Below are 21756 nucleotides of genomic sequence, written 5' to 3'. Positions count from 1 at the left end.
GTCATGGCTGTGGATTGGCTTCTGGCCGGTCTCGGCAACCCTGGCGCGGAGTATGCCCACACCCGCCACAATGTCGGCTTCTGGTTCGTGCGCGCCGTGGCCGAGAAGGCTGGCAGTCCGTGGCTCCGAGAAGCGCGTTTCAAGGCGGAGCTCGCACAATGTTCGGCTTCCGGCCAGCGTCTCGTGCTCTGCCAGCCCCAGGATTTCATGAACCGCAGCGGTGGGCCGATACAGGCCATCGCCGCTTTCTACAGGATTCCCCCGGAAAGGATTTTGGTCGCCCACGACGATCTCGATCTGCCGCCGGGGACAGCGCGTCTGAAGTTCGGCGGCGGACACGGGGGGCACAACGGGCTGCGCGATCTGGATCGCGCCCTGGGAACCGCGGCCTACTGGCGTCTGCGTCTCGGTATCGGTCACCCCGGACATAAAGACCGCGTGGTCGCCTATGTACTGGGTGCGCCGGATCGCGACGATCGCGAGCAGGTCGACGCAGCCATCCACCGCGCCCTTGCGGTCCTGCCGGATTTCCTCCAAGGCCGCAGCGACGCGGCCCAACAGCGTCTGCACACTCTGGAGTCCTGACCATGTCCCTGGCCTGCGGTATCGTCGGTCTGCCCAATGTCGGCAAGTCCACCCTCTTCAACGCCATCACCAAGGCCGGCATCGCCGCGGAAAATTATCCCTTCTGCACCATCGAACCCAATGTCGGGATCGTGGAGGTTCCGGACGAGCGCCTGCAGGCTCTGGCGGCCATCGTCAAACCACAGCGGGTGGTACCGGCGACCATGGAGTTCGTCGACATCGCCGGGCTGGTGGCCGGGGCTGCGGAGGGTGAGGGACTGGGCAACCAGTTTCTGGCCCACATCCGCGAGACGGCGGCCATCGCCCTGGTGACCCGCTGCTTTGAAGACGACAACGTGGTGCACGTACAGGGTCGCGTGGATCCCATCGCCGACCTCGAGGTCGTACTGACGGAGCTGATTCTGGCGGACCTTGCCACCGTCGAGAAGGCGCAGCAGCGCGTGCAGAAACAGGCCAAGGGTGGACAGGCAGAGGCGCGGGCGGAGCTTGCGCTCTTGCAGAAACTACAACCCCACCTTGACAGCGGCCAACCAGCGGCGAGCCTGAGCCTCAATGCAGAGGAACGTCTGCGCCTGCAGCCGCTCTGCCTTCTGAGCGCCAAGCCCATGCTGGTGATAGCCAATGTCCACGAGGATCAGCTGGAAGATGGCCCCTGGCGCGCGCCGCTGGAGGCATGGGCCGGTGCCCGTGGAGCGCGGGTGGTGCCCGTCTGCGCCGCCATAGAGGCGGAATTGGCGGAGCTTCCCGAAACCGAGCAGCGGGAGTTTCTACAGGATCTGGGCCTCGCAGAGCCGGGTCTGAATCGCATCATCCGCTCCGCTTATGCCCTGCTGGGGCTGGAAACCTATTTTACCGCTGGCGAGAAGGAAGTGCGGGCCTGGACCTACCCGCGCGGCGCCACGGCACCTCAGGCTGCCGGAGTGATCCACAGCGACTTCGAGCGCGGCTTCATCCGCGCCGAGGTCATCGCCTTCGAGGATTTCATCCATTACGGCGGCGAAGTGGGCGCCCGTGAAGCTGGCAAGATGCGGCTGGAAGGAAAGGAATACCGCGTCCGCGACGGCGACGTGATGCACTTCCGCTTCAATGTCTGAGTCGCCGAGCCGTTTTCCTGATGTTTCATAAAACACTAGGAAAGTTGGAAATCCCAATAAAACCGAGCAGTTGGGCGGTTTTCTTGTTTCATGGCGCTGCTTCGTGTTTCCCGAACAGCCAGAGCATGCCTGAGTACGCTGGTGAGTACAACCATTGGAGGATGTGCGAATAAGTGAGCATAGTGACGCTGTCGCCATGACAAGGAGTCAGCCACCATGCTTACAGACACGCACTGCCGCAACGCCAAGCCCAAGGAGAAGCTCTACCGCTTGAATGACCAGCGCGGGCTCTACCTCGAAGTCAAGCCCAACGGAGTCTAGGCTTGGCGACACCGCTTCACACTGGATGGCAAGGCCAGCATGTCTGCGCTAGGCGAATACCCTGCCGTTACGCTCTCTGAAGCCAGGGAACGCAGCGAGGCCGCACGCAAACTGGTCAAGCAAGGCATCAATCCCGCCCAGCAAAGGCAGTTCGACCGCATCCGGCAAGCCAGCGAAGCAAAAAACATCTTCGAAATCGTCGCCAAGGAGTGGCTTCAGACAAAGGACTGGGAAGATGTCACCAAGAACCGGTGTCTGGATATGCTGGAGCGCGTGGTGTTCCCCAGTTTCGGCAGCATGCCGGTTCGCGAAATAACGCAAGCCCATGTTCTGGATATCCTGCAGAAAACAGCAAAGCGTGGCGCGCCCACGGTTGCCGCCGAGGTACGGCGCACCATGTCCGCCGTGTTCGAGTTCGCCGTCGCCACCTTGCGAGCCGACAGCGATCCGGTTTGGCCGGTGCGCGCGGAGCGCCCTGTAAAGCCGACCGCCGCTAAGGTACCGCGTCATCGAGCAGCCTCAAGCACGGAATCCAGCCCTGAAGAGAATCATGGCGAGGTGGGGCAAAATGCAGTACATTTGCGTGTTATCACTGACGAGACGCTTCCATGTCACGCCTGAAGAACGAAACCCTCTCCATCCGCACCTCCGCTGAGATCAAGCAGCTTTTGCGCTTGGCGGCTGACCGCGAGCGTCGCTCGGTGGCTTCGATGATCGAAATCCTGGTGCTGGAGTACGCCGGCGCGCACAATCTGCACGCCGATGGCCTCGCGAAAACGCCAGTCAAGAGCACGCCATCCAGATGACGCAAGCAGCCTCGACAATCACCCTCGGTCAGCTTGAAAGCCACCTCTGGGAATCCGCCAACATCCTGCGCGGCACGGTGGATGCGGCCGACTTCAAGACCTACATCTTCCCGCTGCTGTTCTTCAAGCGCATCTGCGACGTCTGGGACGAAGAGTACCAGGAGATTGTTGATGAGACCGGCAATGAGCAGCTGGCCTGGTTTCCGGAGTCCCACCGCTTCCAGATCCCGGAAGACTGCCACTGGAACGATGTTCGCACCAAGGCCAGCAATTTCGGGACGGCCCTTCAGCGCGCAATGCGCGAGATTGAGAAAGCCAACCCCGACACCCTGTACGGCGTGTTCGGCGATGCCCATTGGTCGAACAAGGACCGGCTGTCTTTGCCCAGTCCTCCTGGAGGTCAGCCGCTTGAAGCGATAGTGTCCACTATTGTCAGGACACCTCAAACGACTGTCCGGTAAGCGACCGTTTTACAGGCTAGTGGATGACTCCGAGCTGTTGCTGGTCATCCCCGCTGCCGAGCCGCCCGCAGCAGTTGAATGAGATTGAGAGGATAAGGAAGCACCATGGCCAAGGCTGAAGCCAGCGTTGAAGAACTGGTCTCGATGATCGAGCGCGGTGAGCTGCGCTTACCGGAAATGCAGCGGCAGTATGTCTGGCGCTCCACGCGCGTGCGCGACTTGCTCGACTCTCTGTATCGGGGCTATCCCTCGGGAGCGATCCTGCTGTGGGAAACCGATGAGGCCGTGCCCCTGCAAAGCTTCGCCGTCAGCCAAAGCAATAACCCTTATCAGAGCACCCGCCTGCTGCTCGATGGACAACAGCGTCTGACCTCGTTATCTGCCGTCATTCGTGGCGAGCCGGTGTCGGTGCGCGGTCGCCGTCGGCCCATCGATTTGCTGTTCAATCTGGAGCATCCCGACCAACTGGCCGTCGTGACCGAAGTGGATGAGAACGGCGGTGACGCCGAAGTCGATGAGGAAAGCGAGCTAGGCGGCGACGAGGCCGACGCCAGCGAGGACGAACTGCTGACGCGCTTCAACAAAATGACCTTCGTGGTGGCGACCCGGAAGCTGGAGCAGTTGCCGCAGTGGGTGAAGGTATCCGAAGTCTTCAAGACCGACAGCGATGCGCCTTTCCTCAAACGTGCGGGCATCAGTGGCTTTGATGATCCACGCTACGAGAAATACAGCCAGCGCCTAGCCCGGCTACGCGGCATCCGCAAGTACGTGTACCGCATGGACGTGCTGGAGCGAACGCTGTCCTACGACGAGGTCACGGAAATCTTTGTACGGGTCAACTCGCTGGGCGCCAAGCTGCGCAGCTCCGATCTGGCTCTGGCGCAGATCACGGCCAAATGGCGGCACTCGCTGCAGACCTTCCTGGACTTCCAGAGTAATTGCGCCCAGAACGGCTTCGAGCTTGATCTGGGTTTGCACCTGAAGAATTTGATGGCCTTTGCCACCGGGCAATCCCGTTTTCTGACCGTCGGCAGCCTGACCCTGGACGTACTGCAGCAAGCGTGGAAAGAAGCCTGCGAGGGGATGGAATTTGCCCTTAATTTCACACGCAGCAATCTGGGTATCGACAGCCCTGCCTTGCTGTCATCGCCCTTCTTACTGGTGGTACTGGCCTACTTTGGACACCGCCGCGACTATACCCTCAGAACGGAAGATGCGCAGCAGTTGCGCTACTGGGCCTTGGCCGCCAATGCCAAAGGCCGTTTCTCGCGGGGTTCCAGTGAGACCATTCTGGATCAGGATTTGGCGACCATCCGCAATGGCGGCGGCGTCAATGAACTGATCGACCGGTTGCGTCTGCAGTTCGGCCGCCTTGACATCACGCCGGAAGAGCTGGAGGGGCGCAACCAGCGCAGTGCGCTGTTCAAGACCATGTTCCTGGCATTTCGTGCGGCAGGTGCCAAGGATTGGCGCAGCCACCTGGCCATTGCTCTGGACCACTCAGGCAGTCAGCACCGCTTGCAGTTTCATCACATTTTCCCCAAGGCATTGCTGCGCGGCAGCTACACCCCTCGCGAGGCCGACGACATCGCCAACCTGGCTTTCATCGGCGGCAAGACCAATCGCGCGATCAGCGACAAAGCGCCTGTGACCTACCTGTTGCCGCTGGTGGCGCAGCACGGTGCAGCACCATTCGCCGCACAGTGCATCCCGGTGGAGGAGGAACTGCTGGCACTGGATCACTACAAGGCGTTCTTGCAAGAGCGCCGTAAACGCATCGCGGCGGCACTGAATGCTTTCATCCATGCGACCGCTTGAGCTGTCAGCGCCACCTTGTTGCCACACTGTGACCCACATGTCGCCACAATGCTGCCGACATGTTCAACACAATGTTGCCACGCTGTTCACCACATTGACGCCACCTTGTGCACACAGTGTTGCCACCATGCCTGACACATTCCGGCCGGGACGCAGCCCAAAAGTCGCTTGTCCCCAGCACGATGAGCACATTCTTTGTGGTGGCTCGCGAGAGCACAAAGAATGTGGCCGCTGGGCTCGATTTCGCCAGAAATCGGGCGCGGCGGCGTGGGGACAACGAATGGTCGATGCGTCCAGCCTGCACCGTATGAAACGCCGCTGCGGCCATGCGCCGGGTTGCCGCCCTGTGCGGCTGGCGGATGAGAGCATGCCGCACAGGGCATGCCTGCTCGGTGGAGGGAGACTGAACTGACATGGCCAACCCTCGCTCGCTGGTCTACGCGCTTTACACCCATTGGGACACCGTGGAGCTTTTGGTGCGGCTGTCGCGCGAGTTTGCCGTGCTGACCAGCGATCAGGTGTTGAACGGTATTGCCAAGGTATCCGGGCAACGGGATGCCGAAACGCAGGGCGCGGTGCTGCGTGCCCTGGTCAATGCGGACATCCTGCAAACCTTGCCGCGCAGCAGCGATCTGCAGCTCAATGCCTACGTGCTGGAGTTCGTGCGCGGCCTCACCCGTGAACATGAACTGGGCCTGGCTGCCGTACTGCAGGCGCGTGTTGCTGCGATCCGTGAAGCCACCGAAGCACTCAATGAAGGGATGCTCGGGGCCGACATGGATCGCGTGCGCGGAGCCGCCAACAAGCTGGCAGAACTCTTCCGCCAGATCAGTCTGCAGCTCGATCAGGACCGGCACGCGCTCTTTGAGCTGGCGGAAAACGCCAAAAGCGTCGACAGCAGCATGCCGATCAGCCAGCGCTACCGCCAGGTTCTGGAAGCCTACGATCATTATGTGGAGCCGATGAACCAGATGATGGACAGCGGCTCGCAGGGCACCTTCTACCGCTATCTGGAAGAAGCAGAGCGTGCGCTCGACTTGAGCCTAGAGCAATTGTCGGTGCAGGGCGCACTGTACTTACATCGCCTGCAGTTACGTCAGGTGGCACACCAGGCCAAGGAGCTGCGGCGCTTTGGCCGGCTGGTGGCGCAACAGTGCGCCGACACATTGCTGCCCTTGCGCGAAGAGCTGCGTCAGCACAACGCACTGACCAGTGCCATTAGCCTGCTGCTGGGGCAGGTGCGCAAACGCGGCCTGCGTCGCGCACTGTCGCGCCCGGCGGATAAGACCGCACTCCCCGTCTGGCGCAATGAGCGCGGATTCAAACTGCAACTGGGTGATGAGGTACGGACGGTCATGGCTGTCGCGCGCCAATACCAGCCACAGGCGGTGGCCTTTCCGCAGGATGAGCCCGGCGATGACGTTCCGTTGCTGGAGCAGGTGGACGAAGCCGCTATTCGCGCGCATCTGGCCCGCAGCCTGCCTGTGGAAAATCTGCTCGATTGGCTGCACCGCCATTACGCCCACCTGCAGGATGCCACCCTGCTGCGCCTGTTCCATGACCTGCAACATGAGCCCGGCTGGCATTTCGAGGCCGCCAGCCGGCCTGAAAAAACCACGTTGCAGACGATTCGCGTCCTGCATCACCCTCACCGCGTGCGTATCCCGCAATGACGATCCGACACGCTCTGGCAGCCGCGCTATCACAGATGCCGGCATTGGCCGAGCTGTTCCGCCTGTTTCTCTCCGGCAAACACCTGAACCGCGTGGCCGAGCCCGCGCTGTGGGCGGAGCTGGAACAGCACGAGACCAGCTATGTCAGCTTGTTTGCCGCGCTGGGATTCGAACTGCGCCTGGATGCCAGGGGCTTTGCCTGGTTTCACAACAGCGAGGCCAACAGCAACATCGGCAAGATCAGCCGCCAGCTGGCTTTGCTGTTCATGGTGATCTTCGATGCCCAGGCCAGCGCCGGCAAGGCCCTGCAGCGCTTTACCGATTGGCTGATCGACAGCGCCTGGCTGGCCGAGGTCTACAAGCAACAGCAAGACCTGCTGGATGCCGAGGGCCTCAACCCCGACGCTCTGTTGGAGCTGCTGGGTCGCGCCTGCAACCTCGGCTTTGCCGTGGCCGAGCCGACAGGCTGGCGACTGCTGCCCGCTGTATGTCGCTACCTTGATCATTTCGAAAGCCTGGCGTTGACGGCCAAGACCGATGGGGACGAAGAGAGCACGCCGGCAGCGGAGGACTGGACTGCGGATGCACCAGACGACGAGGAGAACACCTGATGCAGTACGGTTTCCAACGTTTGGTCCTGCTGGGGAGTGCCGGATACTCGCGCGCCGAGCTGCCGCTCGATGGTGCGGTCTCTCTGGTGGCGCCCAACAATACCGGCAAGACCAGCCTGATCAATGCCCTGCAGTTTCTGCTGATCATCGACCGCCGCCGCATGGATTTTGGTGCGCACGATGTGGATAAGAGCCGGCGCTTCTATTTCCCCAACAACAGCGCCTATGTGCTGCTGGAGGTGTCGCTGCCGGAGTCCGGCACCGTGGTGCTGGGATGCGTGGGCAGAGGGGTGAGCTTCGAGTACGAGTATTTCGCCTATGCTGGGCCGCTGGAGGTCGAAGAGTTCTGCCTGCAGGATGGCAACTTGGTGGCACAACCGCAGCTGGCTAGCCATCTGGCGAGCTTTGGGCGCCGGGTATTCAGCTACAGCAGTAGCGAATTCGCCGACATGATCTATGGCGGGCGCAGCCGCAAGCTCGCCAGTCAGCAGGATTTCTGCGTTTTCCGGCTGGAGCACGCCGGTGACGCCAGCGTCTTCCAGCGTGTGCTCACCCGCACGCTGCGCCTAGACAAGCTGTGCTCCAGCGAGGTGAAAGACTATCTGCTGCAGATTTTCCGCCGCGACCTGCCGGATGCCAGCATCGACTTCAAGGCGGAATGGGACAAGGCGTTTGCTGACCTCAACGCCGAGCGCAGCCAGTACTTGGCCGCCGTGCGGCTGCAAGCCTCCTTGGGCGAACTGGAGCAGAAGCAGGAAGCCCGCCTGGTCTTGCGCGGCAAATTGCTATGCTGGCGCCCCTTGATCGACACGGCACTGGGTCAGTGGCAACAGCATTACGAGACCCGCCAGCAAACCTTGCAGCATGAGTTGGCGCAGTGCGATGTCGAGCTACAGCGCCTGCGCGAACAGGATATGCAGTCGGCTGGCGAGAAAAAAGAGTGCGAGTTGGAACAAAAGCAGCTCCGCCAACAAAGCGAACAGTTGCGTGCGTTGCAGCAGCGTTTTGCCTTGATCTCCGACCGCGCCCTGCTGGAGGCGCGCCGCCACGAGTTGCTGACGCAACGGGATGCGTTGGTCGTACGGATCGGCCAGGCACAGAGCCGCACGCCAGCGGCCATCGAGCGCGAGTTGGCGCGGATCAAACGGGAATCCGCGCAGCTGGATCAGGAGTCGCGCACCCAGGGGCAGAACCTCTTTCAGCAACTGGCCAGTGTCGTATCTACGGAACAACTCAACGCGCTGAACAAGGTGCTGGCCAGGCCAGTTCTGACCTTGGGCACAGAGGACTTTCAACTCGACGACAAGGCACTGCTTGCGGCTTTGGCCGATACCAATGCTGGGCAACTCAATTTTCCTGGCCTGCAACTGCGGCTGAAAGGCTTGCCGGCACAGTATCAGCAACGGACCCTGGCGGAACTGGGTGAATTGCAGCAGGAGTTACAGCAACAGCAGGCTCAACTGCAAGAACAATTGGCCACCGCCCAAGCCCTGGAGAAGGTCAAGCAACAGCGCCAGACATTGGAGCAGCAACTGGCACAGCTGGATGCCGAACTGCGAGACTACGCGCAGATGGAGGATCTGCAGCAGAGCGAGGCCGAGCGCAAGACGCGGCTGCAGACACTGGAGGGAAGGCTCGCAGAACTCGGCACCCATTTGGCCCAGTCGGCACAGCGGCACTACGCACTGGATCAGCAGCGTCAGCAACGTCAGCAGGATTTGGCGAACCTGCAGCAGCAACACCAGCAGATCGAGCAACGCCGTCATCAGCGCATCGACCACGAAGGCCCCTTCACCTGGCTGGCCGAGCTGCCACACCACCCCTGGCTGGCCCAGCCCGAGTTCGCGCCGGAACAACTGGCCGAACGGCTGCAGACCTATCTGACCGACTGTCGCCAGTTGCTGGAGCTGGATGAGCAGATTCGCCATCTGCTGGGTGAAATCCATACCGGCGGATTGACCAAGTATCAGTTTGTCGGCGAACCGGAAAGCGAGATTGTTCGACTCGTTGAATTCGCCCATCACCTGGCGCAGGAAGCCGAAGCCCTGGAAAAAAAAGTACGCTCGGCGGTGGTGAATGTGGCCGCCGGCCTGCGCGAACTGCGCGACGGCCTGTTTGCTTTCAAGCGCCGGATGCGCGAGTTCAACCGCAAGATCAGCGGCCGGCAACTTTCCGATCTGGCCGTGTTCAAGATCGAACCCGAAGACGAAACCATTCTGGTCGAGGCCATTCAGCTGCTGATCAGTACCGCCGCCAGGGTGGACAGTGGCGAAACCTTCGAACTGTTCAACCAGCAGAGCGTGCTCGAAGATGATCAACTCAATCGCGCCAAGACTCTGCTGATCGAAGAGGGTAACGCCCGCCATGGCCTGCGTGTGGCCGACCTGTTTCGCCTGCGCTTCTGGGTCGGCAAGGCAGATCGCGAGCCGGAAGCCTTCGATGACCTCGACAGTGCCGCCTCCAATGGCACCGTGCTGATGGCCAAACTGGTGACGGGGCTGGCGATGCTGCATCTGATGCAGGATCAGCGTCGCCCCATCCAGGGCATCTGCTACCTGGACGAGGCACTGGCCCTGGACGCCCGCAATCAGCGCAGCCTGATCGAGACGGCGGCGGAGTTCGGTTTCTCGTTGATTTTTGCCTCGCCCGCGCCGCTGACGACCGTGCGCTACTGTGTGCCAATTCACACGCGCAACGGTAGCAACCAGATCAGCCGCCGTAGCTGGCAGGTCATCGAACCGCTGGATGCCTGAATATGGATCGAACCCTGCGCGCAGCCTTGCTCAAGCTGCATGGCCAACAAACCCTGCCGGCCAGCCATTTCACCGCCGTTCAGCGCCGCGCTCTGGATCGCTTTGCCCGGCAGACAGGAGCGGTAATCTGCCAGCGTCAGGGGCGCGGTGATGTTTACCGTGTCAGCGATCCGCGACTATTCGATATCCATCTGAGCGCACTCTCCCCCGAGGTCGGGATACTGGCCGCGGACGACCTGCCGCTGCGGGCGCAACATATCGCCCATGCCCGCGACAGCAAAGCGCGCAATCATCAGCATGAGCGCTACTACCCCTTGCTCAAGGCCGTTGGTGAAAAGGTACTTTGGCAGCAAGGCGAACACAGGAACGAACTACCACTCAGCCAACTCACGCACCGCTTCGGGGCTGCCAGCCTGCGCATCGAAACGAGAGACACCTGGCAAAGCGAGCAGCCGCTCTGGCTGGTGGAGAACCAGGCGCTGTTTGACCGCACGGACTGGCTGCCAGTGGGAACGCAAGCCACCGTGCTGTACTACGGCGGACAGCTCGATGGCCGGCTTCTCGCTTGGCTGGGGCAGCGTCCGCGTGCCAGCCGTGTCGTACTGTTCCCGGACTATGACGGTGTGGGGCTGGCCAATTTCGCGCGGCTTTATGCACAGCTGGGCGATGTTTGCGAATGCTGGCTGATGCCCGACTGGCAAAGCAAGCTGGCACGCTATGGCAGCCAGCGGCTATGGCAGGATACGTTTCGAGAGTTCACCAGTGCTGCTCTGCAGTTACCTGATTATCTGGGCCCGTTAACCGAACAAATGCGCCGATCCGGACTGGCGCTCGAACAGGAAGCGGTCTGGCTATCTGTTCTGTAGGTGCCTTTCGATTAAGCGTGCAATGTCGCCTGGGGGCATGCCCGCTTCCAGAGCCTGTCTCAGAATCGGCTCCAGCCGCTGCCAACCTTGCGGCGAGGCGGCATTGCTACCAACGGCTTCTGTCAGGTGAAACATCAGTCCCTCCAGCAGTTCTTCGCCACCCACGTCCGCTGCGGCCTGTTCCGCCAGCGCCAAGAGGACGTTGCGTGCTGATTAACAGTCACTGCCTGATCGCTCGCAGTAGCTATCGCAGCCATCTGCTTTCAAGAACAGATAAAGTACACTATAATGTCACTTATAATATTTTTTAGTAATCAAGGATCATAAAAATGATTTTTCATCTCTCGACTTCCGCTGAGATCCTGCAGGAACTGGGGGCTCGTCTGCGCGAGCAGCGACTTGCCCAGTCGCTCACGCAGCGTGAACTAGCGCAAATGGCCGGACTGTCGTTGGGGGCGTTGCGCAAACTCGAAAGCGACGGCCAATGCTCGCTGGAAACGCTGGTCCACGTCGTGCAGGCGCTTGGTTTGTTGGAGGCGCTGGACGATCTTTTCGTGCTCAAGCGGCAATCCATCGCCCAGATGGAGCAGGTGGACCTTGTCAGCCGCCGCAAGCGTGCGCCGCGCAAGAAGGCATCATGAAGCTGCTTACCGTGCATTATTGCGGCTGGGGAGAAGACTGGCGGTTGGGACGCTTGGCCGATGACGGTCAATCCCTGCTTTTCGAATATTCTCCCGAAGCCCTGTCTCAGGGCTTGGAACTGTCGCCCTTGCACCTCAAGCTGCGTGCAGATGCCTACGGAAGTTTTCCGGCCCATTTGCATCGCCTTCCGGGCCTGATCGCCGACAGTCTGCCGGACGGCTGGGGTTTGCTGCTGATGGATCGCCTGTTCCGTCAACACGGCTTGCGCCATCCCGGGCCACTGGACCGGCTGGCCTTCATTGGTGAGCGCGCGATGGGCGCGTTACGCTTCGTTCCGGCAAGCGACGCCGACATCCGGGAGCCCGACTGGTCCTTGCTGGCGCTGGCCGAGCAAAGCCGTCTCGCGCTCGCGGGCGAGGCAAGTGTCGCCCTGCGCGAACTCGCGCTCACCGGCGGCTCGCCGCAAGGGGCCCGACCCAAAGCGTTAGTGCAGTACGACGCAGCGACCGGGCAAGTCAGCACCCGTCCGGATGCGCCCGGCAGTCCCTGGCTGGTCAAGTTTCCGGCGCAGAACGAACACAAGGAGGTCTGCGTCATCGAGCAACTCTATGCCGAGTTGGCTCGGGATTGCGGACTGGAAGTGCCCGAAAGTCGCTGGTTCGACCTTGGCCCCGAACTGGCCGCCTTCGGCGTCGCGCGCTTCGACCGGGAGGGGGGGCAACGCGTCCCGGTGCACAGTCTGGCTGGATTGTTGCAAGTGGATTTTCGCCTGCCCGGTGCCACCGACTACACCGCCTTCCTGCGTGTTACCCGTTTCCTGACGCGCGACGAGCGCGAAGTGGAGAAGGCCTACGCACGAGCCGTCTTCAATGTGCTCTTCCACAACCGGGACGACCATCCCAAGAACTTCGCCTGGCGTCTCGGGCCTGACCGGCGCTGGCGTCTGGCACCGGCATTCGATCTGACCTTCAGTGAAGGCCCGATGGGCCAGCATCACCTGGACGTTTGCGGCAAAGGTACCGCCATCGAACGCCGGCATCTATTGCGTCTGGCGGACGAAGGAGGCGTCCCAACGAAACGGGCGGAAGAGGTCATCGACCGGATGTTGCTGCAGGCAAGCTCATTGGGTGAGCGGCTTGAGCGCGCTCCAATTAGGCAGATGCTGGCGCAACAGATAAAATCCACCGTTGACGCCTGTCGCCGGCGCATGGAACGCTGAATTCGAGCCGCCGCAATGGCGCCAGATCACGGTTGAACGTACTCACGACTGTTTTTTTGAGTACAAACATGAGTATATTTTTTGACGGATCAGCATAGCGAACTTTTTACTCAATGAGTTGCGGCCACAATTGCTGTTCAACATCTGAGTTGCCGCGTCGTTTCCTGGAGGTCGTCTGAACCCCCGGGGAAGACTAGGGCACTGGATATAAGAACACCGAATATAAGCTGGAACGCAAGCGGCGCTATCGGCTATCGATCCCCACTGCCGCCTTGCGCCTTCTCGCCGTCGAGGCGCATCGGGGCACGCCCGGGAGCAGGACTCCGGGCCGTGCAGGTCGTGTCCAGCAGACGGCAAGAGCGCTGCTCAGGCGCAGAGTTCCAGAATTTCCCGGCTGCGCTGCGGCGTGATGTCGCCACGCTCCCCGAGCTGGACCATGCCGTGCTTCTCCAACTGCGACACCAGGGCTGGGATGGCGTCGGCGCCGATTCCATAATCCCGCAGATGCGTCTTGACGCCCAGGGACTCGAAAAAGCTGCGCGTGTGGGCGATGGCTTCATCGATGATGCGATCGTCCTCACCGCTGAGGCCCCAGACCCGACGCCCGTACTGGATGAGCTTGTCGCGTTTGCCATCGCGCTGGCGCTGCAGCGTCGCCGGCAGCACCACTGCCAGAGTCTGCGCGTGGTCGAGACCGTGCAGGGCGGTGATCTCGTGACCGATCATGTGTGTGGCCCAGTCCTGTGGTACACCCGCAGCGATGAGACCATTGAGGGCCATGGTGGCGCACCACATCATGTTTGCCCGGGCATCGTAATCTTGAGGGTTCCGCAGCGTCTTCGGTCCTTCCTCGATCAGGGTCTGGAGGATGCCCTCGGCAAAACGATCCTGCAGGGGGGCATTCACGGGGTAAGTCAGATACTGCTCGACGGTGTGGGTGAAGGCGTCCACCACGCCATTGGCGATCTGCCTCGGCGGCAGGGTGAAGGTCTTGCTTGGATCCAGGACCGAAAAACGCGGATAGACGAGCGGGCTGCTGAAGGGCAACTTCTCGTGGGTCGATGCCCGGGTGATGACGGCGAAGGCGTTCATCTCTGAGCCCGTCGCCGGCAGGGTAAGGACGGTGCCCAGGGGCAGGGCCTGCCGCACTGGGGCATGGTCTGCCAGAATGGCCCAAGCATCGCCCTCGTGATAAAAGGCGGCGGCAATGAACTTACTGCCATCGATGACGGAACCACCGCCGACGGCCAAGATGAAATCCACCTGCTCGGCACGCGCCAGTTCCACGGCGCGCATCAGTGTCTCGAACCGCGGGTTTGCCTCGATACCGCCGAATTCCACGACGGCATGACCGGACAACGCTGCCGTGACCTCGGTGTAGACACCATTGCGGTGAATGCTGCCGCCGCCGTAGGTGAGCAGAACCTTGGCACCAGCGGGCAATTCCTCGGACAGAGCTGCAATCTGACCCTGGCCGAAGAGGATTTTTGTCGGGTTGTAGAAGGAAAAATTCTGCATGCTACCTCCGCAATATCTGAGGTGCGAGATGCGCTCGCACGGAAAACCTGGCCGGGCGCCCCAAGGCCGCCAACTCAAGGTAGCCAATATATACCAACCGGTCGGTTCTGCAAAATGGATCGTCCCTTAGATTCCGCGGCACCCCCAAGACTCGGAGCACAGGTGCCCACGGTAATCGCCGTCGGGCCATTGCGCCGCCCCGCGTTCTCGGCTACTATTCATCCATCCGATCGGCTCAGGCCGCATCGAAGTGAACGCTCCCTCCATCAGGAGGTTTGGGTACGACAGGTTTCCTGATCGTACCTTTTTTAATTCCATCGTCGCTGGAGCCCTTGCCCCAGGCGACGCTATCGCAGAGGACGAACATGGGGGAAATCAGGCGCGCACTCATCAGTGTGTCGGACAAGCGCGGCGTGGTGGATTTTGCTCGGCAGTTGCGCGAATTCGGGGTCGAGATCCTCTCTACGGGAGGAACGGCCCTCGCCCTGCGCGAGGCCGGACTCGACGTCATCGACGTCAGCGACTACACGGGCTTCCCGGAACTCTTGGGCGGCCGCCTCAAGACGCTGCACCCACGCATCCACGGCGGTCTGCTGGCGCGACGCGACGACGCCGACCATCAGCAGCAGATGGCGGAGCAGGACATCCCGCCCATCGACCTCCTCTGCGTCAACCTCTATCCTTTCGCGCAGACGGTGGCACGGCCCGATGTGACCTTGGCGCAGGCCGTGGAACAGATCGATATCGGTGGTCCCACCATGCTGCGCGCAGCCGCCAAGAACTGGGAGGGGGTGACCGTCCTCGTGGACCCCGAGGACTACCCGCGCGTCCTTCAGGAAATGGCGTCGAGTCAAGGCGGCGTGGGTGCCAAGCTGCGTTTTCAGCTGGCGACCAAGGTCTTCGCCCACACCGCCCGCTACGATGGAGCCATCGCCGACTACCTGTCCCGCCAGGGCAGCGACGGTGCCACCGCAAGCTTTCCGCAAGTTCTGACCCTGCAGCTGCACAAGGTGCAGGAACTGCGCTACGGCGAGAATCCGCACCAGCGCGCCGCCTTCTATCGCGAGGACGAGGCCACAGGTCTGGCTGCCCTCCAGCAATCTCAGGGAAAGGAGCTCTCCTACAACAATCTGAGCGACAGCGACGCAGCTCTCGCTCTCATTGCTGAATTCGACGCTCCCGCCTGCGTCATCGTCAAGCACGGCAACCCCTGCGGGGTGGCCCTGGGCGACACTCTCCACAGCGCCATTCAGCGGGCCTGGGCCGCCGATCCCGTGTCGGCCTTTGGAAGTGTGGTCGCCTGCAATCGTCCGCTGGATGCAGATTCCGCCGCCTTTTTTGCCGGTGTCTTCGTGGAAGTGATTCTGGCCCCGGACTTGGACCCTTCCGCTCAGGAACTGCTCCAGGGAAAGAAGAATCTACGCCTGCTGCGCATCCCCGACATTCGCCCCTGGCAACAGCCGGGCCTGGATTTCAAGCGGGTCTGTGGCGGACTGCTGGTACAGGATCGCGACATCCGCCGCGAGCCACCGGAGGAGTGGCGGGTCGTCACCCGCCGCGCGCCCAGCCCGCAGGAGCTGGATGATCTGGCCTTTGCCTGGACCCTTGCCCACCACGTGCGCTCCAATGCCATCGTCTATGTCGCCCAGAAGCAGAGCCTGGGTATCGGCGCCGGCCAGATGAGTCGCGTCGATGCCGCCCGCTGTGGCGCGGAGAAGGCGAAGGCACTGGGTTTCGATCTGCGTGGATCGGTACTGGGCTCCGATGCCTTCTTCCCCTTCCGGGACGGCGTCGACACCGCCGCTGCCGTTGGCGTGCGCGCCATCATTCAGCCGGGCGGCTCCATTCGCGACGAGGAAGTCATCGCCGCTGCCGACGAAGCAGACATCGCCATGGTCTTCACCTCGGTCCGTCATTTCCGCCACGGTTAGGAGCAGGCCATGGATCGCGTCCTGGTTTTGGGTCAAGGCGGGCGGGAACACGCCCTCGCCTGGAAACTCGCACAGTCGCCCCAAGTGGAGCGTGTATTCTGCGCCCCCGGCAATCCGGGCACGGCTCATGAGCCCAAGGTGCAGAACCTGCATCTGGCCAGCGACGACCACACAGGCCTCGTCGAGGCGGTGCACCGGCTTGCCATCTCCCTGGTAGTGATCGGTCCCGAGGCGCCCTTGGTGGCCGGGGTTGCGGACCGCCTGCGCCGTGCGGGTGTTGCGGTTTTTGGCCCTAACGCCGATGGCGCCCGCCTGGAAGGCAGCAAACTCTACGCCAAGGCTTTCATGGCCCGGCACGGTTTGCCGACAGCCGCCTATGGCCGCTTCACCGAGCTCGACGCAGCCCGCGCCTTCCTGCGCCAGCAGGACCTGCCCATCGTCGTCAAGGCCGATGGTCTGGCCTCGGGTAAGGGAGTGGTGGTAGCCAGCAGCCGCAGCGAGGCAGAGCAGGCCGTGGACAAATTCCTCCGCCAGGGCCCCATCCTCATCGAGTCGTTCCTGGAGGGTGAGGAGGCGAGCTATATCGCCATCGTCGCCGACGGGCAGGTTCTGGGGCTGGCCGGCTCACAGGATCACAAGCGCCTCCTGGACCGGGATCAGGGCCCCAACACCGGCGGGATGGGGGCCTACTCGCCGGCGCCGGTACTGGATCCCCACATGGCCGAGCGCGTGCGACGAGAGATCATGGTGCCGGCGGCGCGCGGACTCATGGCCGAGGGCATTTCCTATCGCGGCTTCCTCTATGCGGGCCTCATGATTGGCCGGGACGGACCCCGCATCCTGGAATTCAACTGCCGCCTGGGGGATCCGGAAACGCAACCCCTGATGCTGCGGCTGCGTTCCGACCTCTATCCGCTCCTGCTGGCGGCGGCCCGCGGCGAACCGCTCCCGCCGCAGATCCAATGGGATCCGCGCACCGCTCTCTGTGTCGTGCTCGCGGCCGCAGGCTACCCCGATGCGCCGCGGACAGGGGACGCCATCCACTTGCCAGCAGCGCTGCCCGCCGACAGCAAGATTTTCCAGGCCGGCACCTGCGAGCGGGACGGGACCACCTACACCCAGGGCGGGCGGGTACTGGGTGTCACCGTGCTCGGCGCTGATGTCGCCGCGGCGCAGCGGCGCGCCTACGATATCGTCCAGCAGATCTCCTGGCCCGGGATGCAGTTTCGCCGCGACATCGGCTGGCGCGCACGCGCTTGAATCGATGCTGCCCCGCAACCCACGCCGTCAGGATCTGCGCCAAGCGGTAGCGCGCCTGCGGCGTGGCGAGGTCATCGCCTATCCCACCGAGGGAGTGTGGGGCCTTGGCTGTGACCCCCGTCGTCGGCGTGCCTTGCGCCGCATACTCGGGCTCAAGAAACGGCCGCAGGGAAAGGGCGTGCTGCTGATCGCCGCCACGCGGATCCAGGCCGCCCGTTTTGCCATGCTCGAGACGGTCGATGCACAGCTCCTCGACCGCTACTGGCCCGGTACCACCCTGGTGCTGCCGGCGGCGAGGGCGGCGGCCCCCTGGCTGCGCGGCAGGCACGGTGGTATCGCCATCCGTGTGACCCGACACGAGGCGAGCCAACGTCTGTGCCGGTCCTTTGGCAGCGCCATCGTCTCCACCAGCGCCAATCCCTCGGGCTTGCAAGCTGCGCGGGATTTGCGCACCCTAAGGCGATATTTCGGGGCACGCGTCTGGGCCTTGCCGGCCCGCCTGGGTGGCCAGCGCCGGCCCAGTCGCATCGTGGACGCTGCCAGCGGACGCATACTCAGGAGTTGACCGTGACCCAGATCCCCTGTGTGGACACCCTCGAGACCTTCCTCCTGAATCTGCAGGACCGCATCTGTACGACTCTGGCAGAACGCGACGGCCGCGCCAGTTTCCGAGAAGATCGCTGGGAGAGGGGCGAAGGTGGCGGCGGTCGCACCCGGGTCATCCAGGAAGGCGATCTGTTGGAGAAGGGCGGGGTCAACTACTCTCGGGTCTTCGGGCAGAATCTGCCGCCCTCGGCCACGGCCCACCGACCGGAACTGGCGGGCCAGGCCTTCACCGCTCTGGGCGTGTCCTTGGTCCTGCATCCACGCAATCCCTACGTCCCCATCGTCCACATGAACTACCGCTTTTTCAATGCCGGCAGCGTCTGGTGGTTTGGTGGGGGTGCCGATCTCACTCCCATCTACGGCTTTGCGGAGGACGCCCGCCACTTTCACCGCACCCTGAAGACCGCCTGCGATCGCCACGGCCCCAGCTACTATCCCCGCTTCAAGGAGTGGTGCGACCGCTACTTTTATATTCGCCACCGCCAGGAAATGCGCGGGGTGGGGGGTATCTTCTTTGATGACCTCAACGGGGACCCTGCAGTCATCCAGGCCTTGTGGCAGGATCTCGCGGGTGTGTTCCTGGACAGCTGGCTGCCCATCGCCGATACCCGTCGCAACACTCCCTATGGCGAGCGGGAGCGTCAGTGGCAGCTGCTTCGGCGCGGTCGCTATGTCGAATTCAACCTCGTCTACGACCGTGGCACGCTGTTCGGTCTGCAATCGGGAGGCCGTACCGAGAGCATCCTCATGTCCCTCCCCCCCCTGGCGGCCTGGGAATACGATTGGCAGGGCGAGCCGGATAGCCCAGAAGCCCGACTCAAGACCGACTTCCTCACCCCTCGGGACTGGGTCTAAGCCGCCGTGGGCTTTGCATCCTGGCGACCCTGGCTCTTCCTACTGGAACCGGAGCGTGCGCACGCGCTCGGTCTGCGTCTGCTGTGCGGACTCAATGCCATGCCCAAGACCCGCGCACATATCTGGCCGCCCCAAGCCGTGGATCCGCGCCTAGCTCAGGAACTGTGGGGCCTGCACTTTGCCCACCCCATCGGACTCGCCGCCGGCTTCGACAAAGAGGGAGAGGCCCTCATCAGTCTCGCCAGCATGGGTTTTGCGTTTCTGGAACTTGGGACCGTCACGCTGCGTCCACAGGTCGGCAATCCCCGCCCTCGCGTTTTCCGTTACCCCCAGCAGCGTGCCGTCATCAACCGACTGGGCTTCCCCAGCCGGGGAGCGACAGCGATAGCCGCAAGTCTGGCCGCCCTGCCCAGCCTGCCCGTGCCCCTCGGCATCAACATCGGCAAGAATCGCGAGACGCCGCTGGCCGCCGCGGTAGCCGACTATCGTGCGCTCATCCGTCAATTGGGGCCCTTTGCCGATTATTTCAGCATCAATGTAAGCTCCCCCAATACCCCGGATCTACGCCGACTGCAGCATCCCCTCAATCTCCGCCCCCTGCTCCAGGAATTACGGGAGGAACGGCAAAAACTGCAGCGCCAGCCGCCGCTGCTGCTGAAGATTGCCCCCGACCTCGCGCCCAGCGAAGTCGCCGCCCTGGCCGCCCTGGCGCAGGAGCCGGAACCGCTGCTGGACGGCTTCATCGCCACCAACACGACCTTGAGCCGGCCAGCCGACTGGACCGCACCCCACGAGAACGGTGGACTCAGCGGCGAACCGCTGAAGGTGCGCGCCAATCGCATCATTGCCCAGTTGTATCAGGCCAGCGGCGGACGGCTGCCCATCATCGGCGTGGGTGGCGTATTCACGGCGGAGGACGCACTGGCCAAGATAGAGGCGGGTGCCAGTCTGGTTCAACTCTACACCGCGTTGATTTACGAAGGTCCCGGCCTGGTCCGGCGCATCACCACGCAATTACCGGAGCTGCTGCTGGCACGCGGAGTGGAAAAGATCGACGCACTGGTGGGAACGCGCGCCGCGCAATGGGCCGCTACGCCGGTATGACGGCGGTCGTTGCACGTCTGGCCGGCACGGAAGATCTGCCGTCGCTGGTAGCCCTCGTCAACGGAGTCTACCGCGGTCCCGCCGCTGCGGCGCGGGCCTGGACCACGGAAGCCCAGATCATCGACGGACAGCGCTGCGATCTGGAGATGTTGCAGGCGCTCCAGCAATCACCAGCCGGTTTTTTCCTGCTCCTGGAAGAGCGCGAGACGGGACGGATCTGCGCCGCCTGTCATCTGCAGGACTGCAGTGAAGCGGTAGCGGAGACGGGTATGCTGTCCGTAGCCCTCGATCGACAGGGAAAAGGCTTGGGCAGCCAACTCCTGAGTCGTGCCGAGGCAGAGGCGCGGGCCCGCTGGCGCAGCCGTGTCATGCGGCTCTGGGTCATCGACTGCCGGGCAGAGCTGCTCGCCTTCTACGCCCGTCGCGGGTACCGTGCGACAGACATTTACCGGAGTTTCCCGCAGGATCCCCGCTACGGCGTACCGAGGCTGACGGGATTGCGACTGATGGCTCTGGAGAAAAACCTGCCGGAGTCGGACGGCTAGACGGTACTTGCCGAGGCCTTCGTCACTGCAGCGGTATGGTCTCCTGCCCTGCCGTCTGATCGGAGTTCTCAGCGCTGCCCATACTGGGCGTCGTGCCGCTGGGAGCCGTGGCGCTGGCCGCCGCACCCAACTGCTGAGACAGAAGACGCTGGAACTGCAAGGACTGAGCCTTGTCGCCGAAAGTACCGATGCGGATATTGACTTTGGTCACGTCCGTCGCCATGGAGGTGAGTGTCACCCGCGCGGTTTGTCCGCGGTCTGTGGTACCCTCGATAACGGCCTCATTGGCCGACTTCTGAATCATTCCGTTGTAGCGGATGTTCATCTGCTGAAAGGCGGCCTGCGTCCCCCGACTCGCCAAGTTCAGCGAGACTGGATAGAAGGCGTAGTAGTTCGCCACACCACCGTTCTCGACATAGGCCACCGCTCCCCCACCGGCGCCGACGCCCAAGAGGGCCACACAGCCGCCCAAAGGCAGGGTAGAGAGCAGCGCCAAAGTCAGCAGAATTCTACGAGGACGTCCAAAACGTGTATGCATACTTGTCTCCCAAGGGCTGCCGTGCGTTGACGCATTCGCTGGTAAAAATCACCGGCGGCATCGGAGCGCAGCCCAAAAACGGATCGGTGGCCGACATCACGGACACCGCTGCGCGACCCCCGCAGCACCGCTCCGAGCTAGCGACAGCGACAAAATATCAGCAAACCCAATTATAAATCGTCGATTATCATAGCATACCGGAGAATGGCGTCCATGTGGGAGAGCGTCTGTGCTTCCCCGGGGCCCTACCCGCCTCCAGGCCGATCGCCATAGACACGATACCGGTGTAACGGGGCGCGCTGGCAGCTTTGGCCGGTGACCTTTCCGACCGCACCCGAAACTCGAAAAAATGCGGAAATTTCCTCGAATCGACACCTACGAGAGGGACTTTTCCAACGACGCGCTCTTTACCCGGCATTCTGCGCTGCTTTCTTGGACTTCTTTCGCGATCATCCAGATGTTTTGCGCACGAATGCGATCACGCTGCCCCCAATTGTTGGTACCGAGAGTCGGACTCGAACCGACACGGTGTCACCACCACCGGATTTTG

At 62.5% G+C, this 21756-nt stretch carries 20 protein-coding genes and 1 pseudogene; 19 read left to right on the top strand and 2 right to left on the bottom strand.

The window, feature by feature from the left end; genetic code table 11:
- Positions 1–9 precede the first annotated feature (9 nt).
- The 13 genes and pseudogenes from pth (at position 10) to Q0C23_RS04205 (ending at position 12849) form a co-directional block, all read left to right on the top strand.
- The gene (gene pth / locus Q0C23_RS04265) at positions 10–585 is read left to right on the top strand and encodes an aminoacyl-tRNA hydrolase (RefSeq protein ID WP_291511183.1); all 576 of its coding nucleotides are present in this window, start codon (positions 10–12) and stop codon (positions 583–585) included.
- Between the two features lie 2 nt (positions 586–587).
- A complete protein-coding gene (ychF, locus tag Q0C23_RS04260; RefSeq protein ID WP_291511142.1) occupies positions 588–1679 on the top strand; it encodes a redox-regulated ATPase YchF in 1092 nt (363 codons plus the stop codon).
- A gap of 216 nt (positions 1680–1895) precedes the next feature.
- The gene (locus Q0C23_RS04255; protein WP_291511141.1) at positions 1896–2000 is read left to right on the top strand and encodes an Arm DNA-binding domain-containing protein; all 105 of its coding nucleotides are present in this window, start codon (positions 1896–1898) and stop codon (positions 1998–2000) included.
- A gap of 15 nt (positions 2001–2015) precedes the next feature.
- Positions 2016–2621 (top strand): annotated as a pseudogene (locus Q0C23_RS04250) (tyrosine-type recombinase/integrase); the annotation flags it as partial.
- On the top strand, positions 2609–2806 hold the full coding sequence (locus tag Q0C23_RS04245) for a hypothetical protein (protein WP_291511140.1): 198 nt from the start codon (positions 2609–2611) through the stop codon (positions 2804–2806). The pseudogene Q0C23_RS04250 and the gene Q0C23_RS04245, both read left to right, overlap by 13 nt.
- Positions 2803–3267, top strand: coding sequence for a type I restriction-modification system subunit M N-terminal domain-containing protein (locus Q0C23_RS04240; protein WP_291511139.1), 465 nt, complete (start codon positions 2803–2805; stop codon positions 3265–3267). Before Q0C23_RS04245 ends, Q0C23_RS04240 begins: the two co-directional genes overlap by 4 nt.
- A gap of 105 nt (positions 3268–3372) precedes the next feature.
- Positions 3373–5085 carry a DUF262 domain-containing protein gene (locus tag Q0C23_RS04235; RefSeq protein WP_291511138.1) on the top strand — a complete coding sequence of 571 codons (1713 nt, stop codon included), beginning with the start codon at positions 3373–3375 and terminating at the stop codon, positions 5083–5085.
- 413 nt (positions 5086–5498) lie between these two features.
- A complete protein-coding gene (locus tag Q0C23_RS04230; RefSeq protein ID WP_291511137.1) occupies positions 5499–6758 on the top strand; it encodes a hypothetical protein in 1260 nt (419 codons plus the stop codon).
- A complete protein-coding gene (locus tag Q0C23_RS04225; protein WP_291511136.1) occupies positions 6755–7369 on the top strand; it encodes a hypothetical protein in 615 nt (204 codons plus the stop codon). Before Q0C23_RS04230 ends, Q0C23_RS04225 begins: the two co-directional genes overlap by 4 nt.
- Entirely contained in the window at positions 7369–10122 is a 2754-nt protein-coding gene (locus Q0C23_RS04220) for a hypothetical protein (protein WP_291511135.1), read from the top strand. Before Q0C23_RS04225 ends, Q0C23_RS04220 begins: the two co-directional genes overlap by 1 nt.
- 2 nt (positions 10123–10124) lie before the next feature.
- The gene (locus tag Q0C23_RS04215) at positions 10125–10988 is read left to right on the top strand and encodes a hypothetical protein (protein WP_291511134.1); all 864 of its coding nucleotides are present in this window, start codon (positions 10125–10127) and stop codon (positions 10986–10988) included.
- Positions 10989–11317: 329 nt separating this feature from the next.
- Positions 11318–11629, top strand: coding sequence for a helix-turn-helix transcriptional regulator (locus Q0C23_RS04210; RefSeq protein ID WP_291511133.1), 312 nt, complete (start codon positions 11318–11320; stop codon positions 11627–11629).
- Complete coding sequence (locus Q0C23_RS04205) at positions 11626–12849, top strand: type II toxin-antitoxin system HipA family toxin (protein ID WP_291511132.1); 1224 nt, start codon at positions 11626–11628, stop codon at positions 12847–12849. Before Q0C23_RS04210 ends, Q0C23_RS04205 begins: the two co-directional genes overlap by 4 nt.
- 366 nt (positions 12850–13215) lie before the next feature.
- Here Q0C23_RS04205 and Q0C23_RS04200 read toward each other — a convergent pair whose 3' ends face one another.
- Positions 13216–14367, bottom strand: a complete 1152-nt coding sequence (locus Q0C23_RS04200; RefSeq protein WP_291511131.1) for an iron-containing alcohol dehydrogenase — start codon at positions 14365–14367, stop codon at positions 13216–13218.
- 365 nt (positions 14368–14732) lie between these two features.
- Between Q0C23_RS04200 and purH the strand changes: the two genes are divergently transcribed.
- Genes purH through Q0C23_RS04170 form a run of 6 tightly spaced genes read left to right on the top strand, consistent with a single transcriptional unit; the run spans position 14733 to position 20668 of the window.
- Positions 14733–16298: a bifunctional phosphoribosylaminoimidazolecarboxamide formyltransferase/IMP cyclohydrolase gene (gene purH / locus Q0C23_RS04195; protein ID WP_291511130.1), complete on the top strand. Its 1566-nt coding sequence runs from the start codon at positions 14733–14735 to the stop codon at positions 16296–16298.
- A gap of 9 nt (positions 16299–16307) precedes the next feature.
- Positions 16308–17558 (top strand): phosphoribosylamine--glycine ligase, encoded by a 1251-nt coding sequence (purD, locus tag Q0C23_RS04190; protein ID WP_291511129.1) that lies wholly within the window; start codon positions 16308–16310, stop codon positions 17556–17558.
- 4 nt (positions 17559–17562) lie between these two features.
- A complete protein-coding gene (locus Q0C23_RS04185; RefSeq protein WP_291511128.1) occupies positions 17563–18123 on the top strand; it encodes an L-threonylcarbamoyladenylate synthase in 561 nt (186 codons plus the stop codon).
- A gap of 2 nt (positions 18124–18125) precedes the next feature.
- The gene (gene hemF / locus Q0C23_RS04180) at positions 18126–19019 is read left to right on the top strand and encodes an oxygen-dependent coproporphyrinogen oxidase (RefSeq protein ID WP_291511127.1); all 894 of its coding nucleotides are present in this window, start codon (positions 18126–18128) and stop codon (positions 19017–19019) included.
- Between the two features lie 6 nt (positions 19020–19025).
- Positions 19026–20123 (top strand): quinone-dependent dihydroorotate dehydrogenase, encoded by a 1098-nt coding sequence (locus Q0C23_RS04175; protein WP_291511126.1) that lies wholly within the window; start codon positions 19026–19028, stop codon positions 20121–20123.
- Entirely contained in the window at positions 20120–20668 is a 549-nt protein-coding gene (locus Q0C23_RS04170) for a GNAT family N-acetyltransferase (protein WP_291511125.1), read from the top strand. The genes Q0C23_RS04175 and Q0C23_RS04170 overlap by 4 nt, the downstream gene beginning before the upstream one ends.
- Positions 20669–20690: 22 nt before the next feature.
- On the opposite strand, the gene Q0C23_RS04165 is transcribed toward Q0C23_RS04170, so the two are convergent.
- Positions 20691–21206, bottom strand: a complete 516-nt coding sequence (locus tag Q0C23_RS04165) for a DUF3568 family protein (protein ID WP_291511124.1) — start codon at positions 21204–21206, stop codon at positions 20691–20693.
- Between the last annotated feature and the right edge of the window lie 550 nt (positions 21207–21756).

It is taken from the genome of Acidithiobacillus sp. (assembly GCF_023256195.1).
In the GTDB taxonomy this organism is placed as follows: Bacteria; Pseudomonadota; Gammaproteobacteria; order Acidithiobacillales; family Acidithiobacillaceae; genus Acidithiobacillus_A.
Note: the sequence above shows the minus strand (reverse complement) of the source record. Positions and strands in the feature narration are given on the sequence as shown.